The sequence below is a fragment of the Pseudacidovorax sp. genome (assembly GCF_017991995.1).
GTDB lineage: Bacteria > Pseudomonadota > Gammaproteobacteria > Burkholderiales > Burkholderiaceae_C > Xenophilus.
Genome location: NZ_JAGOPN010000031.1, coordinates 1 through 22320 on the forward strand (window position 1 = coordinate 1; position 22320 = coordinate 22320).

20 protein-coding genes are annotated in these 22320 nt (G+C 69.8%); 9 read left to right on the forward strand and 11 right to left on the reverse strand.

Features of this window, described 5'->3' with window-relative positions:
* Positions 1-1206 (forward strand): MFS transporter (locus tag KBC94_RS27860; RefSeq protein ID WP_366934744.1); only part of this gene is annotated, 1206 nt, incomplete at its 5' end.
* A 6-nt stretch (positions 1207-1212) separates the two neighbouring features.
* On the opposite strand, the gene lgt is transcribed toward KBC94_RS27860, so the two are convergent.
* Complete coding sequence (lgt, locus tag KBC94_RS27865) at positions 1213-2034, reverse strand: prolipoprotein diacylglyceryl transferase (protein WP_294378490.1); 822 nt, start codon at positions 2032-2034, stop codon at positions 1213-1215.
* 179 nt (positions 2035-2213) lie between these two features.
* Here lgt and bfr point away from each other — a divergent pair, with 179 nt between their 5' ends.
* Positions 2214-2708: a bacterioferritin gene (gene bfr / locus KBC94_RS27870; protein ID WP_294378493.1), complete on the forward strand. Its 495-nt coding sequence runs from the start codon at positions 2214-2216 to the stop codon at positions 2706-2708.
* Here the strand turns inward: bfr and KBC94_RS27875 are convergent, their stop codons facing one another.
* A complete protein-coding gene (locus tag KBC94_RS27875; protein ID WP_294378496.1) occupies positions 2709-3656 on the reverse strand; it encodes a LysR family transcriptional regulator in 948 nt (315 codons plus the stop codon).
* 97 nt (positions 3657-3753) lie between these two features.
* Between KBC94_RS27875 and ilvD the strand changes: the two genes are divergently transcribed.
* Together ilvD and KBC94_RS27885 are read left to right on the forward strand one after the other, a co-directional pair.
* Positions 3754-5445: a dihydroxy-acid dehydratase gene (gene ilvD, locus KBC94_RS27880; RefSeq protein ID WP_294378500.1), complete on the forward strand. Its 1692-nt coding sequence runs from the start codon at positions 3754-3756 to the stop codon at positions 5443-5445.
* A gap of 122 nt (positions 5446-5567) precedes the next feature.
* Positions 5568-6749, forward strand: a complete 1182-nt coding sequence (locus KBC94_RS27885; RefSeq protein WP_294378503.1) for a hypothetical protein — start codon at positions 5568-5570, stop codon at positions 6747-6749.
* Between the two features lie 110 nt (positions 6750-6859).
* Here the strand turns inward: KBC94_RS27885 and KBC94_RS27890 are convergent, their stop codons facing one another.
* Positions 6860-7120, reverse strand: a complete 261-nt coding sequence (locus tag KBC94_RS27890) for a TIGR04438 family Trp-rich protein (RefSeq protein WP_294378505.1) — start codon at positions 7118-7120, stop codon at positions 6860-6862.
* Between the two features lie 79 nt (positions 7121-7199).
* Here KBC94_RS27890 and KBC94_RS27895 point away from each other — a divergent pair, with 79 nt between their 5' ends.
* Positions 7200-7526: a c-type cytochrome gene (locus KBC94_RS27895; protein ID WP_294378508.1), complete on the forward strand. Its 327-nt coding sequence runs from the start codon at positions 7200-7202 to the stop codon at positions 7524-7526.
* 30 nt (positions 7527-7556) lie between these two features.
* Here KBC94_RS27895 and KBC94_RS27900 read toward each other — a convergent pair whose 3' ends face one another.
* The 3 genes from KBC94_RS27900 to ylqF form a co-directional block, all read right to left on the reverse strand.
* Entirely contained in the window at positions 7557-8498 is a 942-nt protein-coding gene (locus tag KBC94_RS27900) for a succinylglutamate desuccinylase/aspartoacylase family protein (RefSeq protein ID WP_294378511.1), read from the reverse strand.
* A 58-nt stretch (positions 8499-8556) separates the two neighbouring features.
* Entirely contained in the window at positions 8557-10011 is a 1455-nt protein-coding gene (locus tag KBC94_RS27905; RefSeq protein ID WP_294378513.1) for a SulP family inorganic anion transporter, read from the reverse strand.
* A gap of 72 nt (positions 10012-10083) precedes the next feature.
* The gene (gene ylqF / locus KBC94_RS27910) at positions 10084-11088 is read right to left on the reverse strand and encodes a ribosome biogenesis GTPase YlqF (RefSeq protein ID WP_294378516.1); all 1005 of its coding nucleotides are present in this window, start codon (positions 11086-11088) and stop codon (positions 10084-10086) included.
* A gap of 273 nt (positions 11089-11361) precedes the next feature.
* Between ylqF and KBC94_RS27915 the strand changes: the two genes are divergently transcribed.
* Positions 11362-11727: an HPF/RaiA family ribosome-associated protein gene (locus KBC94_RS27915; RefSeq protein ID WP_294378518.1), complete on the forward strand. Its 366-nt coding sequence runs from the start codon at positions 11362-11364 to the stop codon at positions 11725-11727.
* Positions 11724-13961 carry a hypothetical protein gene (locus KBC94_RS27920; RefSeq protein WP_294378521.1) on the forward strand — a complete coding sequence of 746 codons (2238 nt, stop codon included), beginning with the start codon at positions 11724-11726 and terminating at the stop codon, positions 13959-13961. The genes KBC94_RS27915 and KBC94_RS27920 overlap by 4 nt, the downstream gene beginning before the upstream one ends.
* A gap of 85 nt (positions 13962-14046) precedes the next feature.
* Here KBC94_RS27920 and KBC94_RS27925 read toward each other — a convergent pair whose 3' ends face one another.
* The 5 genes from KBC94_RS27925 to acs all read right to left on the reverse strand — a co-directional run bounded on the left by KBC94_RS27925 (position 14047) and on the right by acs (position 20415).
* Positions 14047-14964, reverse strand: coding sequence for an SDR family oxidoreductase (locus KBC94_RS27925; protein WP_294378524.1), 918 nt, complete (start codon positions 14962-14964; stop codon positions 14047-14049).
* A gap of 111 nt (positions 14965-15075) precedes the next feature.
* Positions 15076-15630, reverse strand: a complete 555-nt coding sequence (locus KBC94_RS27930) for a LapA family protein (protein ID WP_294378526.1) — start codon at positions 15628-15630, stop codon at positions 15076-15078.
* Positions 15631-15767: 137 nt separating this feature from the next.
* The gene (locus KBC94_RS27935) at positions 15768-17195 is read right to left on the reverse strand and encodes a mannose-1-phosphate guanylyltransferase/mannose-6-phosphate isomerase (protein ID WP_294378529.1); all 1428 of its coding nucleotides are present in this window, start codon (positions 17193-17195) and stop codon (positions 15768-15770) included.
* 30 nt (positions 17196-17225) lie between these two features.
* On the reverse strand, positions 17226-18230 hold the full coding sequence (galE, locus tag KBC94_RS27940) for a UDP-glucose 4-epimerase GalE (RefSeq protein WP_294378532.1): 1005 nt from the start codon (positions 18228-18230) through the stop codon (positions 17226-17228).
* 184 nt (positions 18231-18414) lie between these two features.
* Positions 18415-20415, reverse strand: a complete 2001-nt coding sequence (acs, locus tag KBC94_RS27945) for an acetate--CoA ligase (RefSeq protein WP_294378535.1) — start codon at positions 20413-20415, stop codon at positions 18415-18417.
* 173 nt (positions 20416-20588) lie between these two features.
* Here acs and KBC94_RS27950 point away from each other — a divergent pair, with 173 nt between their 5' ends.
* Positions 20589-21581: a DUF4325 domain-containing protein gene (locus tag KBC94_RS27950; protein WP_294378538.1), complete on the forward strand. Its 993-nt coding sequence runs from the start codon at positions 20589-20591 to the stop codon at positions 21579-21581.
* Between the two features lie 27 nt (positions 21582-21608).
* A complete protein-coding gene (locus tag KBC94_RS27955) occupies positions 21609-22247 on the forward strand; it encodes a TIGR00645 family protein (protein WP_017758740.1) in 639 nt (212 codons plus the stop codon).
* Positions 22248-22320 lie beyond the last annotated feature (73 nt).

Genomic DNA, 22320 nt, shown 5'->3' on the forward strand with positions numbered 1-22320 from the left:
GCCCACCGCCCACCGCCCACCATGTTCGCCCTGCTCCGCACCCACGCCAGCCTGCGCCTGCTCTTCATCGGCCAGGCGCTCTACTGGTCCTGCTCCATCATCGGCATCGCCCTGACCGCGCTGGTCGGCGCCAGGCTGGCGCCGCTGCCCTGGCTGGCGACGCTGCCGCTGGCGCTGCTGGTGGCCGGCAACCTGGTCGCCGTGCGACCGTTGGCGGCGGCCATGCAGCGCCACGGCCGGCGGCGGGTGCTGGTGGCCGGTGCGCTGGTCGGCGTGGCGGGCGGCCTCACGGCCTGCCTGGCCATCGTGGCGGACAGCTTCGTGCTGTTCGGCCTTGGCACTGCGGGCGTGGGCGTGTACCAGGCTTCGTCGGCCTATTACCGCTATGTCGCGCTGGAGGCCGTCGAGGCCCAATGGCGCGGCCGCGCCGCCGCCTGCGTACTGGCCGGCGGCGTGTGCGCGGCCCTGTTCGCCCCGTCACTGGCGCTGGCCGCGCGGCAGTGGCTGATCACGCCCTTCGCCGGCGCCTACCTGGCGATCGCCGGGCTGGCCGCCTTCGCCGCCCTGCTGCTGACCCGACTGCCTGAGGGCGCATCGGCCACCCGCACGGCCAGCCATGCGCCCGCCACCCGCTGGCGCACCCTGCTTTCGCGGCCCGCACTGCGCGCCGCCATCGTCATGACCGGCGTCGGCCACGGGCTGATGATCCTGGTGATGAACGCCACGCCGCTGGCCATGGCGGACTGCGGCTTCGCCGTCGAATCGTCGGCACGGGTGATCCAGTGGCATGTGCTGGGCATGTTCCTGCCCGCCTTCTTCGCCGGCGGCCTGGTGGACCGGCATGGCAGCCGCCGGGTGGCGGCCGTGGGCATCGCCGTGCTGGTGGCCAGCGCGGCGCTCGCGCTCTCGGGCGTGGCGCTGGCGCAGTTCGTGGCCAGTTCGCTGCTGCTGGGCATCGGCTGGAGCCTGATGATCGTGGCCGGCACCACGCTGCTGACCGAGGCACATGCGCCTGCGGAGCGGGCCGGCGCCCAGTCGCTGATGGAATTCGCCAACGGCGGCACGGCGGCGGCGATGTCCTTCGCCTCAGGTGCGCTGCAGGCGGGCATCGGCTGGACGGCGATCAATGCCGCGATGCTGCCGATGCTGGCCGGGGCCGCCTGGCTGCTGTGGTCGACCCGGCCGGCGCTGCTTCGCCCGGCCTGAACCGGCTCAGGCGTGGGCCACGCGCGGCGGCTTCGGCGCCGTGGCGTACAACACGATGCCGGCCAGGATCATCGGCACGCACAGCCACTGGCCCATGCTCATGTTCAGCGCCAGCAGGCCCAGGAAGTCGTCTGGCTCGCGGAAGTACTCGGCCACGAAGCGCATCACGCCGTAGCCCATCAGGAAGACCGCCGACACGCGCCGCTCCAGCCGCGGCTTGCGCGCATACAGCCACAGGATCACGAACAGCAGCAGCCCTTCCAGCAGGAACTGGTAGATCTGCGACGGGTGCCGGGGCAGCATCGAGCCGCTCTGCGGAAACACCATGCCCCAGGGCAGCTCCGGCGGCGCGAAGCGGCCCCACAGCTCGCCGTTGATGAAGTTGCCCACGCGGCCGGCCGCCAGGCCCGTCGGCACGCAGGGTGCCACGAAGTCCATCAGCTGCCAGAAGCGCCGCCCACGCGCCCGTGCGAACCAGGCCATGGCCGCGATCACGCCGATCAGGCCGCCATGGAAGCTCATGCCGCCGCGCCAGACCATGAAGATCTCCAGCGGGTTCGACAGGTAGTAGCCCGGCTTGTAGAACAGGCAGTAGCCCAGCCGGCCGCCCACGATCACGCCCAGCACACCGAAGAAGAGGATGTCCTCCACGTCCTTGCGCGTCCAGGCCGCGCTGCCCGTCATCGAGGCGAAGGGCTCGTGGCGCAGCCGCCGTGTGCCCAGGAAGAAGAACAGGCCGAATGCCGCGAGGTAGGTCAGGCCGTACCAGTGCACGGCAAGCGGGCCGATCTGCAGGGCGACCGGGTCGATATGGGGGTACATCAGCATGGCGCGCATTGTGCCCGCCGCCCCATGGCGAGGCGGTGACGCGCCGTTGCGAATGCGTCTGATCGGCTGCCGCATCCGCATGCAGAACGCGGCGTGGGGGGCATTGCCCGCGGGCGTTTCGCCAAAGCGGGGGCCGGGCGGATACTCGCGGCGTTTTTGTCTTCGAAGAATCACACACCATGCAGGGCAACCCCCAAGTCATCGACTACCTGAAGGACCTGCTGCGCGGCGAGCTCGCCGCCCGCGACCAGTACTTCATCCACTCCCGCAACTACGAAGACCAGGGGTTCGGCCGCCTCTACGAGCGCATCAACCACGAGATGCAGGAAGAGACCGAGCATGCCGACGCGCTGATGCGCCGCATCCTGATGCTCGGCGGCAGGCCCGACATGAGCCCCAAGGCCTTCACCCCCGGCCTGACTGTCGAAGAGATGCTGCGCAAGGACCTCGACACCGAGTACGAGGTACGCGACGCGCTGCGCAAGGGCGCCGCCCTGTGCGAGAGCGTGGGCGACTACGTCAGCCGCGACATCCTGGTCTCGCAGCTGCACGACACCGAAGAAGACCACGCCTACTGGCTCGAGAAGCAGTTGGGCCTGATCGACAAGATCGGCCTGCCCAACTACCTGCAGTCGCAGATGGGCGAAGGCGACTCCGCCACCTCGGCCGGCTGATCAGCCCGCCCCGCCGGCCTCGGCCCGCGTCCGCAGGAAGCGGACGAAGCGCGCCAGGGCCGGTGGCTGCCGCTCCGCCAGCCACACCAGGCTGGTTTCGCAGGACGGCAGCCTCACCTTCTTCCCTCCCCGCTCCTTCAGTTCCTCCGCCCGCCGGTAGACCACGCCGGCGCGGCTGAACGCCGTCACGCTGGCCGGCACCCAGGCCACGCCCAGGCCACCGGAGACCAGGTTGACGATGGTCTGCATCTGGATCGCCTCCTGCGCCACGCGCGGGCGGCGGCCATGGGCGGCGTAGAGCTCGATCACCGCGTCGTGCACGCCGGGCAGGATGCGACGGGGAAACAGCACCAACGGCTCCTCCATGACCGCCGAGAGCGCCGGACGGGCCTGCTGTGCCAGCGCATGGCCCGCCGGCAACGCCAGCACCAGCGGCTCCTGCGCCACCGCCAGCCGCGCCAGCCCGGCGGGCGCGGTGCCGGGCGGATGCAGCAGCAGGCCGGCATCGATGTCGCCGCGCGCCAGGGATTCCAGCTGCACGTCGCCGGTGGCCTCGACCAGTTCCAGCGCCACCTGCGGGCTGTGCTCGCGAAAGTCGCGCACCCAGCCGGGCAGCCGGTCGAAACCGATGGTGGAGACAAAGGCCAGGCGCACCCGTCCAGCCTCGCCCGAGTCCGCCGCACGCGCCCGTGCGGGCAACGACCGCGCCTGGGCCAGCAGGGCCCGCACCTCGGGCACCAGCGCCTCGCCCGCGGACGTGAGCGCCACGCGCCGACGCGTGCGGTCGAAGAGCTGCACGCCCAGCGTGCGCTCCAGCTGGGCGATGGCCTGGGTGACGGGGGGCTGGGTCATGTGCAGCCGCTGCGCCGCGCGGCCGAAGTGCAGTTCGTCGGCCACGGCCAGGAACTGCCGCCAGGCGCGCAACTCGATCGGAGCCTCTTCCTTCATTCGGCCAGCATATCAATCTGCTCGCCAAATAGGATTGGAAGCAATCAGACGCCCGGTCGAGAATCGCCGCCACCCACGAACCGCGGAGACACGCCCCATGGCCACCCAACCGATCAAGATCAACCGTCGCAGCGCCAACATCACCGAAGGCAAGAGCCGCGCGCCCAACCGCTCGATGTACTACGCCATCGGCTACGAGGCCGACGACTTCGCCAAGCCCATGGTCGGCGTGGCCAACGGCCACAGCACCATCACGCCCTGCAATGCCGGCCTGCAGAAGCTGGCCGACGCGGCGGTGGCCGGCATCGAGGAAGCCGGCGGCAACGCCCAGATCTTCGGCACGCCCACCATCTCCGACGGCATGGCCATGGGCACCGAGGGCATGAAGTACTCGCTGGTCAGTCGCGAAGTCATCAGCGACTGCATCGAGACCTGCGTGCAGGGCCAGTGGATGGACGGTGTGCTGGTGGTCGGCGGCTGCGACAAGAACATGCCCGGCGGCATGATGGGCATGCTGCGCGCCAACGTGCCGGCCATCTACGTCTACGGCGGCACCATCCTGCCCGGTCACTACAAGGGCCAGGACCTGAACATCGTGAGCGTCTTCGAGGCCGTGGGCCAGAACGCCGCGGGCAACATGAGCGACGAGGACCTGCTGCAGATCGAGCGCCGCGCCATCCCCGGCACCGGCTCCTGCGGCGGCATGTACACGGCCAACACCATGAGCTCGTCCTTCGAGGCGCTGGGCATGAGCCTGCCCTACTCGTCGACCATGGCCAACCCGCACGACGAGACGCAGAACTCGGCCAGGGAATCGGCCAAGGTGCTGATCGAGGCCATCAAGCGCGACCTCAAGCCGCGCGACATCGTCACCCGCAAGGCCATCGAGAACGCCGTGTCGGTCATCATGGCCACGGGCGGCTCGACCAACGCGGTGCTGCACTTCCTGGCCATCGCGCATGCGGCCGGCGTGGAATGGACCATCGACGACTTCGAGCGCATCCGCCAGCGCGTGCCGGTCATCTGCGACCTCAAGCCCAGCGGCCGCTGGCTGGCCGTCGACCTGCACCGCGCGGGCGGCATTCCGCAGGTCATGAAGCTGCTGCTCAACGCCGGCCTGCTGCATGGCGACTGCATCACCATCACCGGCAAGACCATCGCCGAGACGCTCAAGGACGTGCCCGACGTGCCGCCCAACCCCGAGGTGATCCGGCCCATCGACCAGCCGCTGTATGCGCAGGGCCACCTGGCCATCCTGAAGGGCAACCTGAGCCCCGAGGGCGCTGTCGCCAAGATCACCGGCCTCAAGAACCCCGCCATCACCGGCCCGGCCCGCGTGTTCGAGGACGAGCAGTCGGCGCTGCAGGCCATCCTGGCCGGCAAGATCCAGGCGGGCGACGTGATGGTCCTGCGCTACCTGGGCCCCAAGGGCGGCCCCGGCATGCCCGAGATGCTGGCGCCCACCGGCGCGCTGATCGGCGCCGGCCTGGGCGAGAGCGTGGGCCTGATCACCGACGGCCGCTTCTCCGGCGGCACCTGGGGCATGGTGGTGGGCCACGTGGCACCCGAGGCCGCGGCCGGCGGCACCATCGCACTGGTGAACGAGGGCGACTCCATCACCATCGACGCCACCACGCTGCGCCTGGAACTGAACGTGCCCGAGGAAGAGATCGCCCGCCGCCGCGCCGCCTGGAAGGCGCCGGCGCCGCGCTACACCCGCGGCGTGCAGGCCAAGTTCGCCTTCAACGCGTCCAGCGCCAGCCTGGGCGCGGTGCTCGACCGGTTCTGACCACGCCCCTGCGCCCGCGCCGGAGAGGCGCCGCGGGACGGGCATCCTCCATATGAGGGATGGCACCGCATGGGATGGCTGCAAAGCTTCGGGCACCTCGAAGCACCGCGCGGCCCACTCCCATGCCAGCCTCCGCCACCCATTGCCCCGACACCGGCACGGCCGATGCGCTGTCGCCTGCGGCCCAGATCGAACTGATCGCCCTGCTCTACGAGGGCGCCATCTCGGCCAGGGGCTGGACCGACGCGCTGCGGCGGCTCGCCCAGCTCACGGGCTCGGCCCAGTCGCACCTGCTGGTCTGGGACCACCGGGACAACCGCTTCCGCATCTGCGAGGGCTTCTGCGACGACCCCGATGCCCGGCTGCGGTTCCTGACGGAATACAACGCCGAGTTCCAGACCATCGACCCGTCCAAGCTGGTGGCGGACCGCGTCGCGCAAGGCACGGTCTACCAGGACCACCGCAACCTCGGCCGCTTCGTCATCGACAAATCACCCTTCTACGGCGACTTCTTCCACCGCTATGGCCTGCACGCAAACATGGCGTCGCGGCTGGCCAAGCATGACGACATCGAATACGTGCTCTCGTTCCAGCGGGAACGCCTGCACGGCCACTACCGGCCGCGCGACGAGGCCGTGCTGCTCGAGGTGATGCCGCACCTGATCCGCGCGGCCCGGCTGCGGCTGGAGTTCAGCCGCCTGGACGACCAGGCCCGCCTGAGCGCCGCCGCGCTGGACCGGCTGAGCTTTCCGGTACTGGTGGTGGACGCGGCCGGCGCACCGGCGCTGTGCAACAGCCTGGGCCGAACCTGGCTGGAGACGCCGGAGTGCGCACTGCGAAAGAGCACCCAGTCACCCGACCGACAGCGCCTGGTCAAGGTGCTGCGCAGCGCCTGCGGGGTGGAGGGGCGGCGGCGCCCATCGGGCGTCGTGCTGGGCCGGCGCGGACCCGATGGCACCGGACCCGACCATGCGCTGGCCATTCCGCTGCAGGAGCGCGATGGCGCGGGCACCACGCCGCTGTGCCTGCTGGTCATCCAGGGACCGCGCTGGGCGACGGTCCACCTCGACGGCGTGCTGCGCGACCTCTTCGGCCTCTCGCCGGCGGAAAGCCGGCTGGCGCGACTGCTGTTCGAGGAGCATTCGATGCAGGACGCCGCGGAGCGCGTGTGCATCTCCATCGCCACGGCCCGCACCCAGCTCAAGTCGATCTTCGCCAAGACCCAGTTGCGGCGGCAGACCGAACTGATCCGGCTGCTCTCCCGCCTGTCGGTGGTGGGCCAGGGCGACCCCGCGGGACGGTGATGGCGCCGCGGCGCGCGTGCACCCCGCGGCAGGCCTGTGCCCCATCCTTTCACGGCGTGTGGACAAACCCGACGTAGCCCGGCAGCCAGGATCGGGCCATCAAGGCCTCCTCAGGGCTTGCGGCGCGCGGCGCTCCGGGCGCGCGTCGTGAGACCCAGCACATCGCGCTGGCGGTCGATCCGCGCCTGCTTGCGCGCGTCGTCACGTTCCATCGCCCGGCGTGCGGTGTAGCCCGACCAATCCGCGAAAGCCCACCACAGCATCGCGGCCGGAAAGGGCAACAGTACGATCCACCACGCGAGCCCGGCGAAGAAGCCGACCGCGAAGTACTTCAACCCGATTGCCACCAATCCCACGACCAACAGCCACATGTTCCGCTCCTCGTTCCAACAGCCCGCCGCGCGACGCACGAGCCACATTGCAAACGACTGTAACGCCGTCACTGGGCGAATGGCAGCTTCCGCGTCCGCGCTGCGCGCCGGGCTGATCGCCACCGCGGCGCTGGCCGGCCTGCTGCCTGCGGCCCATGCCGACCTGGCCCTGGCCACCAGCAAGGCCTGCATGGCCTGCCACACGGTGGACCGCAAGGTGATCGGCCCCGCCTTCAAGGACGTGGCCGCCCGCTACAAGGACCAGAAGGGCGCCGCGGACATGCTGGCCGCCAAGATCCTCAAGGGCGGCTCGGGCGCCTGGGGGCCGGTGCCCATGCCGGCCAACACGCAGGTCAGCGAGGCCGATGCGAAGAAGCTGGCCGCCTGGGTGCTGACGCTGAAGTAAGCCGCTCCCAGCCACACCGGCCGAGCGTGCTCAGCCCAGCGGCCGCGTGAGGTAGACCGCCTCGCGCCCCACGATGGCGTCGCGCGTGGGCATGAAGACGGTGCAGCCGTCGCAGGGCGAGACGATGCGCCGCTCGCCGTCGGTGGCGATCAGCTCGTCCTTGGCGAAGGTCTCGAAGCCGACCAGGGGCCGCTCGAAGCGGAATTCCGGCGTGTGCACCATGTGCGTCTGCAGCAACTCGAAGCGGCGCTGCGGCGCAGGCGGCTGGCGCCCCTCGCGGGGCGCGATCAGGCCGAAATGGGCGATGAAGTCGTGCGCCACCTTCGTGGCCAGGTCCGCCGCGGACTGCGCGAAGTGCTGGCCGCACTCCACCACCAGCGCCGTCTGCGGCCCGTCACCGTCCACGCCATGGCGGCCGTACTGGATCAGCGGCGTGCCCGACCCCAGGCCCTGCGGCATGACCAGGTGCACCGGCGGCAGGCCCAGCGCCACGGCCACGGCCGCATTGCGCGCATAGGCCGGGTAGACCCAGAAGGGCTGCACGTCCTGGCTGGTGGAGTGGATGTCCAGCACATGGTCTGCCGCGTCGACCACGGCGCGCAGTTCGCGGGCGCGGCGCAGCTCGGGGCTGTCCTCGCTGCCGTCGAGCATCTCCGCGGACCAGATGCGGTTCATGTTGTGCACCAGCTGGCGACTGTCGAAGGGCCGCTCGATGTCGAAGCTCTCGTAGGCCGCGACGTTGGAGAAGCTGATGGTCAGCGTGCCCTTGACGGGCCGCACGCCGCTGTCGAGCAGATGGGTGGCGGCCACCATGCCGCAGATCTCGTTGCCGTGGGTCAGGGCATTGACCAGCACATGCGGCCCGGGCTGGCCCGAGTCGAAGCGGTGCACATAGTCGATGCCGGTGTTGCCCTGCCGATAGGCGGAGAGGTCGCGCGGCAGGACCTCGAAGGTGGGATGTGGGGCGGTCATCGGGGCATTGTGGGCGAGCCGGCCGAAGCCTGCTCGGCGCCGCGGGGCCCGTGGCCGCTCACTCGATGGCCAGATCCATCCGCGAGACCAGGGCGCGGGTCTGCGCGTTCATGCCCACCACCTCCACCGCGCTGCCATGCTTGCGCAGGCGCTGGCAGACCTTGTCCAGGGCGTTGACGGCGGTGATGTCCCAGAAATGCGCGCCAGTCAGGTCGACGCGCACCGGCCGGCCCTCGATGTCGCGGATGTCGAAGGCCTCCACCAGCATGTCGGCCGAGGCGAAGAAGACCTGGCCCGAGACGCGGTAAACCAGCGCCCCGCCCTCCTCCGCCGGCTCGACCGCGATCAGCCGCGCCACCTTGAAGGTGAAGAACACGCCGCTCAGCAGCACGCCCACCGCCACGCCCGCGGCCAGGTTGTCGGTGAGCACCGTGACCACCACCGTCGCCAGCATCACGACACTGGAGAGCTTGGGATGCCGCCACAGCGCCCGGGCCGAGCCCCAGTCGAAGGTAGAGGCCGACACCATCACCATCACGGCCACCAGCGCCGCCACCGGCACCTTGGACACCCAGGGCTTGAGCAACACCATCAGCACCAGCAGGAAGGCGCCCGCGAACAGCGTCGACAGCCGGCCGCGCCCGCCGTAACGCACGTTGCTGACGGTCTGGCCGATCATCCCGCAGCCGGCGATGCCGCCGAAGAAACTGGCCGCGACGTTGGCCAGGCCCAGGCCGGTGGCCTCGCGGTTCTTGGCGCTGGGCGTGTCGGTCAGCTCGTCCACCACGCTGGCGGTCATGAGCGACTCCAGCAGGCCCACCATGGCGATGGCCAGCGCCGGCAGCGCGATCAGCTGCAGCGTCTGCCACGACAGCGGCACCTGCGGCACGCCGAAGCTCGGCAGGCCGTCGGGCAGCAGGCCCAGGTCGGCCACGGTCTTGAGCGGCAGGTTCAGCCACTGGGCCGCCAGCGTGAGCACCACGATGCTCACCAGCGGCGAGGGCACCACCGTCGTGAGCCGCGGCAGGCCGTAGATGATGACCAGGCCTGCGCCCACCGCGGCCCAGGTCGGCAGGTTGGCGCCCACCAGGTGCGGCATCTGTGCCGAGAAGATCAGGATGGCCAGTGCATTGACGAAGCCGGTGCGCACCGAGCCCGACACGTAGCGCATCAGCGTGCCCAGCCGCAGCCAGCCGAAGAGCATCTGAACCAGCCCCGCCAGCACGCCAGCCGCGAACAGGTACTGCACGCCGTGCGAATGCACCAGCGGCGCGGCCACCAGCGCCACCGAGCCGGCAGCCGCCGACACCATGGCCGGCCGCCCGCCGGCGAAGGCGATCACGATGCTGATGACGAAGGAGGCGAACAGGCCCACGGCCGGATCGACGCCCGCCACGAAGGAGAAGGCGATGACCTCCGGGATCAGCGCGAAGGTGGCCACGGCACCGGCCATGAGCTCGCGCGGAATGCTGGGCGCCCATTCGGCGCGGAAGGGATGGGGGTGTCGGGACATGGGGTATCTGGCGAGGAAAGGCGGGGCGCCGCTGGCATCGAACGGCGAGGGCCGCGGCGGAGGGACAGGCGTTCAGCCCTCTTCTTCGGAAGGACCGCCCCAGTTCTCGTCCTGCTCGATGGCATCCGCATCGCGCCCGCGGCCCCGTGCGCGCAGGGCCGCGGCGCGCTGGCGCTTGAGTTCGGCCTCGGCCTTGCGGCCCGCCGCCAGCCAGCCCAGGAACTGGTTGACCGTCTCCAGCGTGATGCGGCCGATCACGCCGCCTCGCAGGTCGGTGAGCACCGCCTCGGCGGCCTTCTGCATGTCGATGCGACCGCCTCCCAGGAGCGCGCCGCGCTTGCGGCCGATGGCGCCCAGGATGTCCTCGTCGGGCTGGGTGCACAGCGCCAGCTGGGCGTTGTCGGCCGGCAGCTTGTAGCGGGCCCGCAGCAGCTCGGTGTACTGGGCCTTGAGGTAGGCCAGCACGTCCAGCGCCACCGATTCATCGTCGTAGGCATTGCGGCCCACGGCGCCGGTGGCGGCCAGGCGCACGCCGCTCTCGGGCACGATGATCTTGGGCCACAGCATGCCGGGCGTGTCGTACAGGTAGAAGTCGTCGGCCAGCAGGATGCGCTGCTCCTGCTTGGTCACGCCGGCCTCGTCGGCGGCCTTGGCCTGCCGCTTGAGGCTCAGGGTGTTGATCAGCGTGGACTTGCCGACGTTGGGCACGCCGCAGATCAGCACCCGCATCGGCTTGGCCAGCCCGCCTCGGTTGGGCGACAGGCGGTGGCAGGCCTCGATGATGGCCGCGCGCTGGGCCGGCGGCGTCTGGCTGGCGTCCAGCGCGATGGCGCCGGTGGCCTCCTGCGCCTGGTAGTGGGCCAGCCATTCGGCGGTGCGGGCCGGGTCGGCCAGGTCCTGCTTGTTGAGGATCTTCAGGCGCGGCTTCTTGGCCGTGATGGCGGCGATGGCCGGGTTGGCGCTGGAGCCGGGCAGGCGCGCATCCAGCAGCTCGATCACGACGTCGGTGGTCTTCATCCGCTCGGTGATGGCCTTGCGGGTGGCATGCATGTGGCCGGGAAACCATTGGATCGTCATGGCAGCAGTCGGGGCGAGGAGACAGGGGAAGGAAAGCGCGCGGCAAGGGCGCGTCGGCCCGCCGCGGGGGCGGGGCCGTGGGGCATGGCGCGGCAGCGCACCACGGCAGCGAAGGGGCCGGATTGTCGCCGCTCACCGCCGGCCTCGCCTGCAACCACGCATTGGCCTTGGCCTACGCCGGCCCGCCCTGGGCTGGGGCACAGTGCAAGCTCGTCCCCATGGCCGGCACGGCAGCCCTGCCGACCGGCCCTCACCGACAAAGGAGCCCATTTCATGCAGATCCAGGTCAACACCGGCAACGGCATCGAGAACAAGGAGTCGCTGGAGCGCTGGGCCGACGCCGAACTGCGTCAGCAACTGCACCGTTTCGCCGAGGAAGTCACCCGCGTCGAGGTGCACCTGAGCGACGAGAACGCCGCCCGCGGCGGCCAGGCCGACAAGCGCTGCACCATGGAAGCCCGGCTCGCAGGCCATGCGCCGATCGCCACCTCGCAGGACGCGCCCACCCAGGACGAGGCCTTTCGCGGCGCCCTGGACAAGCTCAAGCGCGCGCTGGACACCGCCATCGGCAAGCGCACCGACCACCGCGACCGCACCACCATCCGCACGGCCGGCATCGACACCGGCCTGGGCGATTGAGCGCTGATGCGCCGGACGTGGCCGCCCCCGGGCGCCATGTCTGGGAATTCGCCCGCACCGGCGGCGTCGACCAGGTCCTGATCCGCCGGGGCGAGGACATCGCCCACATCGGCCAGCTGGACCGCAAGCTGTGGGTCGCCCTGGCCTGCCCGGTCCAGGGCCTCGAATTCGACAGCCGCACCCTCGCCCTCATCGACACCAACAACGACGGGCGCATCCGTCCGCCCGAGCTGATCGCCGCCTGCGAATGGGCCTGCGGCGAACTGCGCGACGCGCAGCGGCTCATCACGGGCGGCGACACCCTCTCCCCCGACGACATTGCCGACCACAGCACGCTGCAGGCCGAGGCCCGGCGCATCCTGCGCATCGTCGGGAAGGACGAAGCCGCGGCGCTCACGCTGGAAGACGTGACAGGGCGCAGCGAATTGCTGGCGTCCCTGCGGTTCAACGGCGACGGCGTCATCACCCCTGCGACGGCGGAGGACGACAGCGTCCGCACCGTCATCGAGCGGATCATCCAGACCCAGGGCGGCGTCGCGGACCGCAGCGGCGCCATGGGCATCCAGCGGGCCCAGGCCGAGGCCTTCTTCCAGCAGGCGCACGCGCTGGCGGACTGGCAGGCCAGGGCCGTGAGCGACGACGCCACCATGCCGCTGGGCGAGGCCACGCTGGCGGCCGCGGCGGCGCTCGATGCCGTCGAAGCCAAGGTGGACGACTTCTTCGCCCGCTGCAGCGTGGCGGCCTTCGATCCGCAGGCCGTCCCGGCCCTCAACCCGGCCGCCGCAGCCTACGACGCGCTGGCGGGCAGCGCCATCGACACGCATTCGCCGGCACTGGCCGCCCTGCCGCTGGCACCGGTGGCGCCCGGCCGTACGTTGCCGATGGCCGGCCGGGTCAATCCAGCCTGGGCCGGGGCGCTGACCCAGCTGCGTGAGCGCGCCGTCGCGCCGCTGCTGGGCGAGGCACTCGAAGCCATCGACGAGGGGCAGTGGGCGTTGCTGCGCGAGCGGCTGGCGCCCTGCCGCCGCTGGCTGGCCAGCCGCCCCCCGACCCGGCTGGGCAGCGCGGCCGACACACCGCCCGACAAACTCGAAACCTGGCTCGCGGCCGAAGCCGCCGTGCTGGCCCTGCTCACCCAGGACGAAGCGGAAGAGGCCCACAACCAACGCCTGGTGGACCTGGAGCGGCTGCTGCGCTTCAAGCGCGACCTGTACCGGCTGCTGCGCAACTTCGTCTCGTTCGAGGACTTCTACGCGCGGCGGGGCGCGATCTTCCAGGCCGGGCGCCTGTACCTGGACGGCCGCAGCTGCGACCTGGTGGTGCGGGTCGCCGATGCCAAGAAGCACGCCATGCTGGCCGGCCTGGCCAAGACCTGCCTGGCCTACTGCGAATGCACCCGCGGCAAGGACAAGCAGACCATCGTGGCCGCCTTCACGGCGGGCGATACAGACTTCCTCTTCGTCGGACGCAACGGCGTGTTCTACGACCGCGAGGGCAAGGACTGGGACGCCACCATCACCCAGCTGATCGACAACCCGACCAGCGTGGCGCAGGCCTTCGTGGCGCCCTACAAGAAGTTCATCCGACTGGTCGAGGAGCAGGTGGCCAAGCGGGCCGCCGCCAGCGAGGCCACGGCCCAGGCCAGCCTGAGCAGCGTGGCGACCACCGTGGCCACGGCCGACAAGGCCGTGCCGCCGGTCACCGCCGGCCAGCCGGCCGCGCTGCCCAAGCTGCCCGGCCGCATCGACGTGGGCACCGTGGCCGCGCTGGGCGTGGCCATGGGCAGCATCAGCGCGGTGCTCGTGGCCATGTTCACCAAATTCGTCGACCTGGGGCCGTGGATTCCCATCGCGCTGGTCGGCGTGGTGGTGGCCATCTCGGGGCCGAGCATGCTGATCGCGTGGATCAAGCTGCGCCAGCGCAGCCTGGGCCCGATCCTGGATGCGAGCGGCTGGGCCATCAACGGCCGGATGAAGGTGAGCGTGCGGCTTGGCGGATCGTTGTCGCGGATGGCCAAGCTGCCGCCGGGCGCCAAGCGTGTGCTGCAGGACCCATATGCCGACCGCAGCAGCGGCTGGCTGGTCGGGCTGGGCGTGCTGGTGGTCGCCGGCGCGCTGACGGTCTGGGCCTGGCGCACGGGCTGGCTCGAGCGGCATCTGCCGCAGGCCGTGCAGCCGCCGGCGACAGTACCCTCGGGCGCGGCGCCCGCCGCAGTGCAGACGCCAGGGGGGTGATGCGCCGCGGCGCGCGCGGCTCGTCAAGAGGCTGGGGAGGCGCTGCGACAAGCTCAGCGCAAACGGTGCGGAGCGCCCGCGGGCCTCAGCGCTGTGCCGCCATCGCCTGGCTGACCTCGTTGGTGCCCTGGGCCGAGCCGCTCTGGGGCACCTGCTCGCCGTTGCGGTCGGTCACCTCGGCCAGGCGCGCGGCGAGTTGCTCGGGCACCGTCTCGCCCAGGCCCAGGTGCACGCCTTGCGTCAGCGTGATGTGGGCGGCGTCGAAGGTGCCTGCACCGGCGCACAGCACCGTGCGCGTGGGCGCCGATTCGTGCGCCAGCACCAGCATGGCCGGCACCACGGCCTCGGGCTTGAGGGCGTCCAGCACCTCCTGCGGCATCAGGCCCTCGGTCATGCGCGTGGCGGCCGTGGGCGCCAGGCAGTTGACGTGGATGTTGTTCTTGGCGCCTTCCAGGCTCAGCGTCTGCATCAGGCCGACCAGCGCCATCTTGGCGGCGCCGTAGTTGCTCTGGCCGAAGTTGCCGTACAGGCCCGAAGAGGAACTGGTCATGACGATGCGGCCGTACTTCTGCGCATTCATGATCGGCCACACGGCCTTGGTGCAGTGCACGGCGCCCATCAGGTGCACGTCCACCACCAGGCGGAAGTCGTCGAGCTCCATCTTGCTGAAGCTCTTGTCGCGCAGGATGCCGGCGTTGTTGACCAGCACGTCGACGCGGCCCCAGGCGTCCACCGCCTGCTGCACCATCGCCTCCACGGCGGCGAAGTCGGTCACCGAAGCGCCATTGGCCAGCGCCTCGCCGCCCATGTCGCGGATCTCCTGCGCCACGCGCTCCGCGGCCGTGGCCGAGCCGCCCTGCCCGTCCACCGCGCCGCCCAGGTCGTTGATCAGCACCTTGGCGCCACGACGCGCCAGGGCCAGCGCATGCTGGCGGCCCAGGCCGCCGCCGGCGCCGGTCACGATGGCCACGCGGCCGTTGAAGTCGAGGGAGGGGGTGGTCATTGCGGGCGTCCTTTCGGGGCTGTCTCGTCGGAAATGCGAAACGAGCACTGTACCGGCCCCTCTGGTCCGCCCCTGTCTCCGAGGCGGTCGCCGCGGCCCGCCTGCACGCCCTCAGGGACGCGGGTCGAAGGCCACCGGCGCCGGCGCGGCGCTGAGCGGCGTCACGGCCACGGGCGTCGATGCGGTGGCGGCAGCGGCCCGCCGATCCAGCCTGTCTTCGAGCTGGCCGATGTGCGCGGCCAGCGTGTTGTCCGCCTGCTCCGCGCGCTGGCGCAGGGCGGCTTCGAGCTGTTCGATGCGGGCCAGCAGGGCCGCGTGGCGCTCGCCGTTGCGGGCCATGTGGGCGTTTTCCTGCGATTCGAGGAAGGTGCGCAGCTCGGTGAAGCGGCTGGCCTCGGCCTTGTCGGCCAGCTCGCGCTGGGCCTGCAGTTCCTTGGTGTGCCGGCGGGCGTCCAGCAGCACTGTGCCCTGCAGCCACAGCACATAGGCCAGGAAGAAGGCGGCCAGCAGCACGGTCAGGCCGAGCATGACCAGACCCAGCGGCGCCGTGACCGTCGTGACACCCAGCGACATGGCGGTGGGCGCCGACAGCGTGCCCCAGTTCAGCGCGGCAAGGGCCGCGATGACGATGGCAATGACGAACAGGACGATGGAGCGCACACCCATGGGGCTTCCTCTCTTTTTCGATGTGGAAAGCCCCGGGTTGTACATCGGCCGGGCCGCGCGGCCGTGTCGGCCACGGGCGCCGCCCGGTGTGGGCCGGCCGCGCAACAGGCGGCCGCAGTCGGCGAAGGCGGCCCCGCTCAGCCCACGCGGCCGTAGCGGTCGGAGAAGCGGACGATGTCGTCCTCGCCCAGGTAGGCGCCGGACTGCACCTCGATCAGCTCCAGCGGGATCTTGCCGGGGTTCTCCAGCGCGTGGATCACGCCCAGCGGGATGTAGGTGGACTGGTTTTCGGAGAGCAGGATCTCCTTGTCGCCGATCTGCACCTTGGCCGTGCCCGACACCACGATCCAGTGCTCGGCGCGGTGGTGGTGCATCTGCACCGACAGCTTCTCGCCGGGCTTCACCGTGATGCACTTGACCTGGTAGCGGTCGCCATGGTCGATGGAGTCGTAGGCGCCCCAGGGCCGGTAGACCTTGCGGTGGGCCGAGGCCTCGGAGCGGCCGTCGGCCTTGAGCTTCTCGACGATCTTCTTGACGTCCTGCACTCTGGACTTGCTGGCCACCAGCACGGCGTCGGCGGTCTCGACGACCACCACGTCCTGGATGCCCAGCACCGACACCAGGCGGTGCTCGGCATGCACATGGCTGTTGCGCACCTCGTGGGCCACCACGTCGCCGCGGAAGGCGTTGCCCTGGGCGTCCTTGGCGCTGACTTCCCACACGGCGTTCCAGGCGCCCACGTCGCTCCAGCCGGCGCGCAGCGGCACGACCACGGCCTTGTCGGTCTTTTCCATCACGGCGTAGTCGATGGAGTCCTCGGGCGAGGTGGCGAAGGCCTCGGCGTCCAGGCGCACGAAGTCCAGGTCCTTCTTGCCCTTCTCGACGGCCTCGCGTGCGGCCTTGGCGATGGCGGGCGCAAAGCGCTCCAGCTCCTGCAGGTAGGCCGAGGCCTTGAACAGGAACATGCCGCTGTTCCACAGGTGCCGACCACCCTCCAGGTAGCCCTGGGCGGTCTGCAGGTCGGGCTTCTCGACAAAGGCTTGCACGGCCATGGGCGCCACCGGCGCCGCGGCGTCGATGCGGTTGGCGACGCTGATGTAGCCGTAACCGGTCTCGGGCGCCGTCGGCACGATGCCGAAGGTGACCAGCTTGCCCGCCTCGGCCGCGGACAGGCCGGCGCGCACGGTCTCGTGGAAGGCGGCGGTGTCGGGAATGGCATGGTCGGCGGCCAGCACCAGCAGCACCGGGTCCTGGCCATCGGCCATCGCGGTCACGGCGGCGGCAGCAATGGCCGGCGCCGTATTGCGCGCCACGGGCTCCAGCACGATGGCATGGGCGCTCAGGCCCTTCTCGCGCAGCTGCTCGGCCACGATGAAGCGGTGGCCTTCATTGCACACCACCAGCGGCCGCACCGGCGCGTTGCCGTTCAGGCCCGCCAGGCGCGCCGCGGTGAGCTGGAACAGCGTCTGCTCTTCAGTGAGACCCAGGAACTGCTTGGGGTAGCCCGCGCGCGACAGAGGCCAGAGTCGCGTGCCGGAGCCGCCGGAGAGGATGACTGGAATCATGGTGGCAGAGGAGTCGGTAATGAAAAAGGATCAGGCGGCAGCCGCGCGGCCGCTTTGCCAGCGCCAGACATCGGCACACATGGTGTCGAGGTCGCGGCGGGTCTGCCAGCCCAGCAATTGGCTTGCCAGCGCCGGGTCGGCCCAGTATTCCGCCACGTCGCCCGCGCGGCGCGGCGCCACCCTGTAGGGGATGGGCTTGCCGCAGGCCCGCTCGAAGGCCTTGACCAGGTCCAGCACCGAGGCCGGACGGCCGGTGCCCAGGTTCACCGTCAGCAAGCCGGCCTGGCGGTCCAGGTGGTCGAGCGCGGCGACATGGCCTTCGGCCAGGTCCATGACATGGATGTAGTCGCGCACGCCGGTGCCGTCGGGCGTGGGGTAGTCGTTGCCGAACACGCTCAGCTCGGTGCGCTGGCCCACGGCCACCTGGGCCACATAGGGCATCAGGTTGTTGGGAATGCCCTGCGGGTCTTCGCCGATCAGGCCGCTCTCGTGCGCGCCCACCGGGTTGAAGTAGCGCAGGCGCGCCACCCGCCAGTCGGGCTCGGCCGTGCACAGGTCGGCCAGCACCTGCTCCATCATGGCCTTGGTGTGGCCATAGACGTTGGCGGGACGGAAGGGAAAGTCCTCGCGCACGGGCACGGTGTCGGGGTCGCCGTACACGGTGGCCGAGGACGAGAACACCATCTGCCGCACGCCCGAGGCCTGCATGGCCCGCAGCAGCGTCACGGTGCCGGCGACGTTGTTGTCGTAGTAGCGCAGCGGCTGCGCCATCGACTCGCCCACCGCCTTCAATGCCGCGAAGTGGATGACGGCTTTGATGCCGTGCTCCGCCAGCACCCGCCGCACCAGCGCCTCGTCGCGCACGTCGCCCTCCACGAAGGGCACCTCGCGGCCGATGATCTGGCCCACGCGGGTGAGCACGTCGGGCCGGCTGTTGTCGAAGTTGTCGAGGACGACGAAGGGACGGTTCGCCGCCGCCAGCGCGACGCAGGTGTGGGAGCCGATGAAGCCGGCGCCTCCGGTGACGAGGATCATGAGTCGGGCTTTGTGAAAAATCGCTACCGAAAGGCAACGCGATGGCGCCCGATCTTAAACAGCTCCTGACCAGCGGACGCGCAATACGCATCTACCCGCACTTTGGTTGTAAGCACGGTGACAAATCTTTGCAGTCGCCGTGTTGCAGCGGTGGGGGCGCGGCGCCCGCCCCCGCCGGCCGCGCTCAGTTGGTCTGCGCCAGCTGCTCCAGGATCGCCGGGTTCTCCAGCGTCGAGGTGTCCTGCGTGATCGCCTCGCCCTTGGCAATGCTGCGCAGCAGGCGGCGCATGATCTTGCCGCTGCGCGTCTTGGGCAGGTTGTCGCCGAAGCGGATGTCCTTGGGCTTGGCGATGGGCCCGATCTCCTTGGCCACCCAGTTGCGCAGCTCGTTGGCGATCTGCTTCGCCTCTTCGCCCGTCGGCCGGCCGCGCTTGAGCACGACGAAGGCGCACACCGCCTCGCCCGTCACGTCGTCCGGGCGGCCCACCACGGCGGCCTCGGCCACCAGGTCGGTCTTGGCGACCAGCGCGGATTCGATCTCCATGGTGCCCAGGCGGTGGCCCGACACGTTCAGCACGTCGTCGATGCGGCCGGTGATTCGGAAGTAGCCGCGGTCCTCGCTGCGCACGGCGCCGTCGCCGGCCAGGTAGATGGTGCCGCCCATCTCCTCGGGGAAGTAGCTCTTCTTGAAGCGCTCGGGGTCGTTCCAGATGGTGCGGATCATCGAGGGCCAGGGCCGCTTGATGACCAGCATGCCGCCGGCGCCGTTGGGCAGGTCCTTGCCCGTCTCGTCCACGATGGCGGCCATGATGCCCGGCAGCGGCAGCGTGCAGGAACCCGGCACCAGCGGTGTCGCGCCCGGTAGCGGCGTGATCACATGGCCACCCGTCTCGGTCTGCCAGAAGGTGTCGACGATGGGGCAGCGCTCGTGGCCGATGTTCCGGTGGTACCACATCCAGGCCTCCGGATTGATGGGCTCGCCCACCGAACCCAGGATGCGCAGCGACGACAGGTCCCAGTTCTTCGGGTGCACCTTTTCGTCCGACTCGGCCGCCTTGATCAGCGAGCGGATGGCCGTGGGCGCCGTGTAGAAGATGCTGACCTTGTGCTTCTCGATCATCTGCCAGAAGCGCCCGGCGTTCGGGTACGTGGGAATGCCCTCGAACACCACCTGCGTGGCGCCCGCCGCCAGCGGGCCGTAGGCCACGTAGGTATGGCCCGTGATCCAGCCGATGTCGGCCGTGCACCAGAAGACGTCTTCGGGGCGGATGTCGAAGGTCCACTCCATCGTCATCTTGGCCCACAGCAGGTAGCCGCCGGTGGCGTGCTGCACGCCCTTGGGCTTGCCCGTGGAACCCGAGGTGTAGAGGATGAAGAGCGGATGCTCCGCGCCCACCGCCACCGGTGGGCAGTCGTCGCCCTGCCCCTGCAGCACCTCGGCGAAGGTCTTGTCGCGGCCTTCGACCTTGTTCCAGGCCGAGGGCGTGCGCTCGTACACCAGCACCGTCTTGAGCGTGGTGCAGCCGCCCAGGGCGATGCCGTCGTCGACGATGGCCTTGAGCGGCAGCTCCTTGCCGCCGCGCAGCTGGTAGTTGGCCGTGATCACCGCCACGGCACCCGCGTCGATGATCCGCTCGTTCAGTGCCTTGGCCGAGAAGCCACCGAACACCACGCTGTGCGTCGCGCCGATGCGCGCGCACGCCTGCATGGCGACCACGCCTTCCACGCCCATCGGCATGTAGACGATCACGCGGTCACCCTTGCCGATGCCCTGCGCCTTGAGCGCGTTGGCGAAGCGGCTCACGCGCGAGAGCAGCTCTTTGTAGGTGACGTGGGTGACCGTGCCGTCGTCGGCCTCGAAGACGATGGCCGTCTTGTTCTCGACCGGGGTGCCGATGTGGCGGTCCAGGCAGTTGGCGCTGGCGTTGAGCTCGCCGTCGTCGAACCACTTGTAGAAGGGTGCATTGGACTCGTCGAGCGTGCGGCTGAAGGGCTTGCTCCAGTTCAGGTGCTCGCGGGCCTGGCGGGCCCAGAAACCGTCGAAGTCGCGATTGGCCTCGTCGCACAGCGCCTGGTAGGCCGCCATGCCCGCCACGCGGGCGCCCTGCTGCGCCTGGGCGCTGGGCTCGAAGACGCGGTTTTCGACGAGCACGGACTGGATGGTGGAAGCCGAGCTGCTGCTCATGGTGATGTCTCCTGAGGGCCGGATGGCCCGGTCTTGAATGGCGGAAGGGGAACGCGGTGTACTGTCCCGCGGGCGTCTTACGAGGCTCTGACGATACAAAACAGAATGGCTAATGATCAAGTGACGATACAATCGCCGCCATGGATTGGGCAGATTCCGAGATCATCGAAGCCGTGCGCGCGGGCGGCCCTGTCGCGCAACGCGCCGTCGAGCGTACCGGACTGACGCGCGTCACCATCTCGCGCCGCCTTGCCCGCCTGGTCGAGCAGGGCTTCGTCAGCCGCAAAGGCGCCGGCACACGTCCGACCTACAGCGCTGGCGACAAGCTCTGGTGGCAAAAGCGATGGGAGCGCCAAGCGCTTGCGGCCGACGGCGAAGGCGAAATCTGGCTGGCCCACGTGGCCCCGATCGTCACGGCACTGCCACCCAACGTGCGCAACATCGTGCACATCGGGTTCACCGAAATGCTCAACAACGCCATCGACCACGCACAGTCCTCGCATATCAGTTGCAGCCTGCTTGCCGATGCCGAAGTGGTGCAGATCGCCGTGGTCGACGATGGCGTGGGCATCTTCCGGCGCATCGCCGATCATCTGACGCTGCCGGACAAGCGCCTGGCCATCCTCGAGCTGGCGAAAGGCAAGTTCACCACGGCGGCCGAAGGGCACTCGGGCATGGGCGTCTTCGTCTGTTCGCGCATGTTCGACCGCTTCACCATCCACAGCGACGGCCTGGTCTTCACCCATGACCACGACTTCACCTTCGACTGGCTCGACGCTGACCATCAAGAGACCGGGACCACCGTCCTGATGGAGATCGCACGACGTTCGGCCCGGACCTCCACCAGCGTGTACGACCGTTATTTCGATCCCGACCAGAGCGGACCGGACGCCTTCCTCATCACCGAAGTGCCTTTGCGGCTTGCAGCGCTCGGCAGCGACCTCGTCTCGCGGTCGCAGGGCAAGTGGGTCACCGCGCGCATCGACCAGTTCCGCCGGGCCATCCTCGACTTCGAGGGTGTCACCGGCGTCGGCCAGGGCTTCGTCGACGAAGTGTTCCGCGTGTTCGCGCTGGCCCATCCGCAGGTGGACCTCGTCGCCATGAACATGAGCGACGAGGTGGCACGGGTGGTGAAAATGTTCGCCCCGCGCAATACCGCCCTCTGACTCTCCGACTTTTCTTCCGCTTTTTCCATGGCCGACCTCAACGACCCGACTCCGCCCGCGCCCGTCAAGCGCACCTCTCCCCTGCGCCCCCTGCCCAACCTGATCTTCGCCAGCCGCTGGCTGCAGCTGCCGCTGTACCTGGGCCTGATCGTGGCGCAGGCGGTGTACGTGGTGCACTTCCTGGTCGAGCTGCTGCACCTGGTGGAGGCCGCCTTCGGCAACCAGAACGCGCTGCAGGCCCTGATCAACAGCATCGGCTACAAGACCACGGCGCCCATCACCACCTTGAACGAGACGGTGATCATGCTGGTGGTGCTGGCGCTGATCGACGTGGTGATGATCAGCAACCTGCTGATCATGGTGATCGTGGGCGGCTACGAGACCTTCGTCAGCCGCATGAACCTCGAAGGCCACCGCGACCAGCCCGAGTGGCTCAGCCACGTCAACGCCTCGGTGCTCAAGGTCAAGCTGGCGATGTCGATCATCGGCATCAGCTCGATCCACCTGCTCAAGACCTTCATCAATGCCGACAACTACACCGAGAAGGTGCTGATCGCCCAGACGGTGATCCACGTCGCCTTCCTGTTCTCGGCCATGGCGATTGCCTATACCGACAAGCTGATGAGCAGCACGGCGTCGCATGGGAAGAAGAACGGCGGGCATTGAGCGTCGCCCCACCCGCACAGCCCGCTCGGCGCACACCGCAGCGGGCTTTTTCATTCGGGCAAGAATTCTCGAC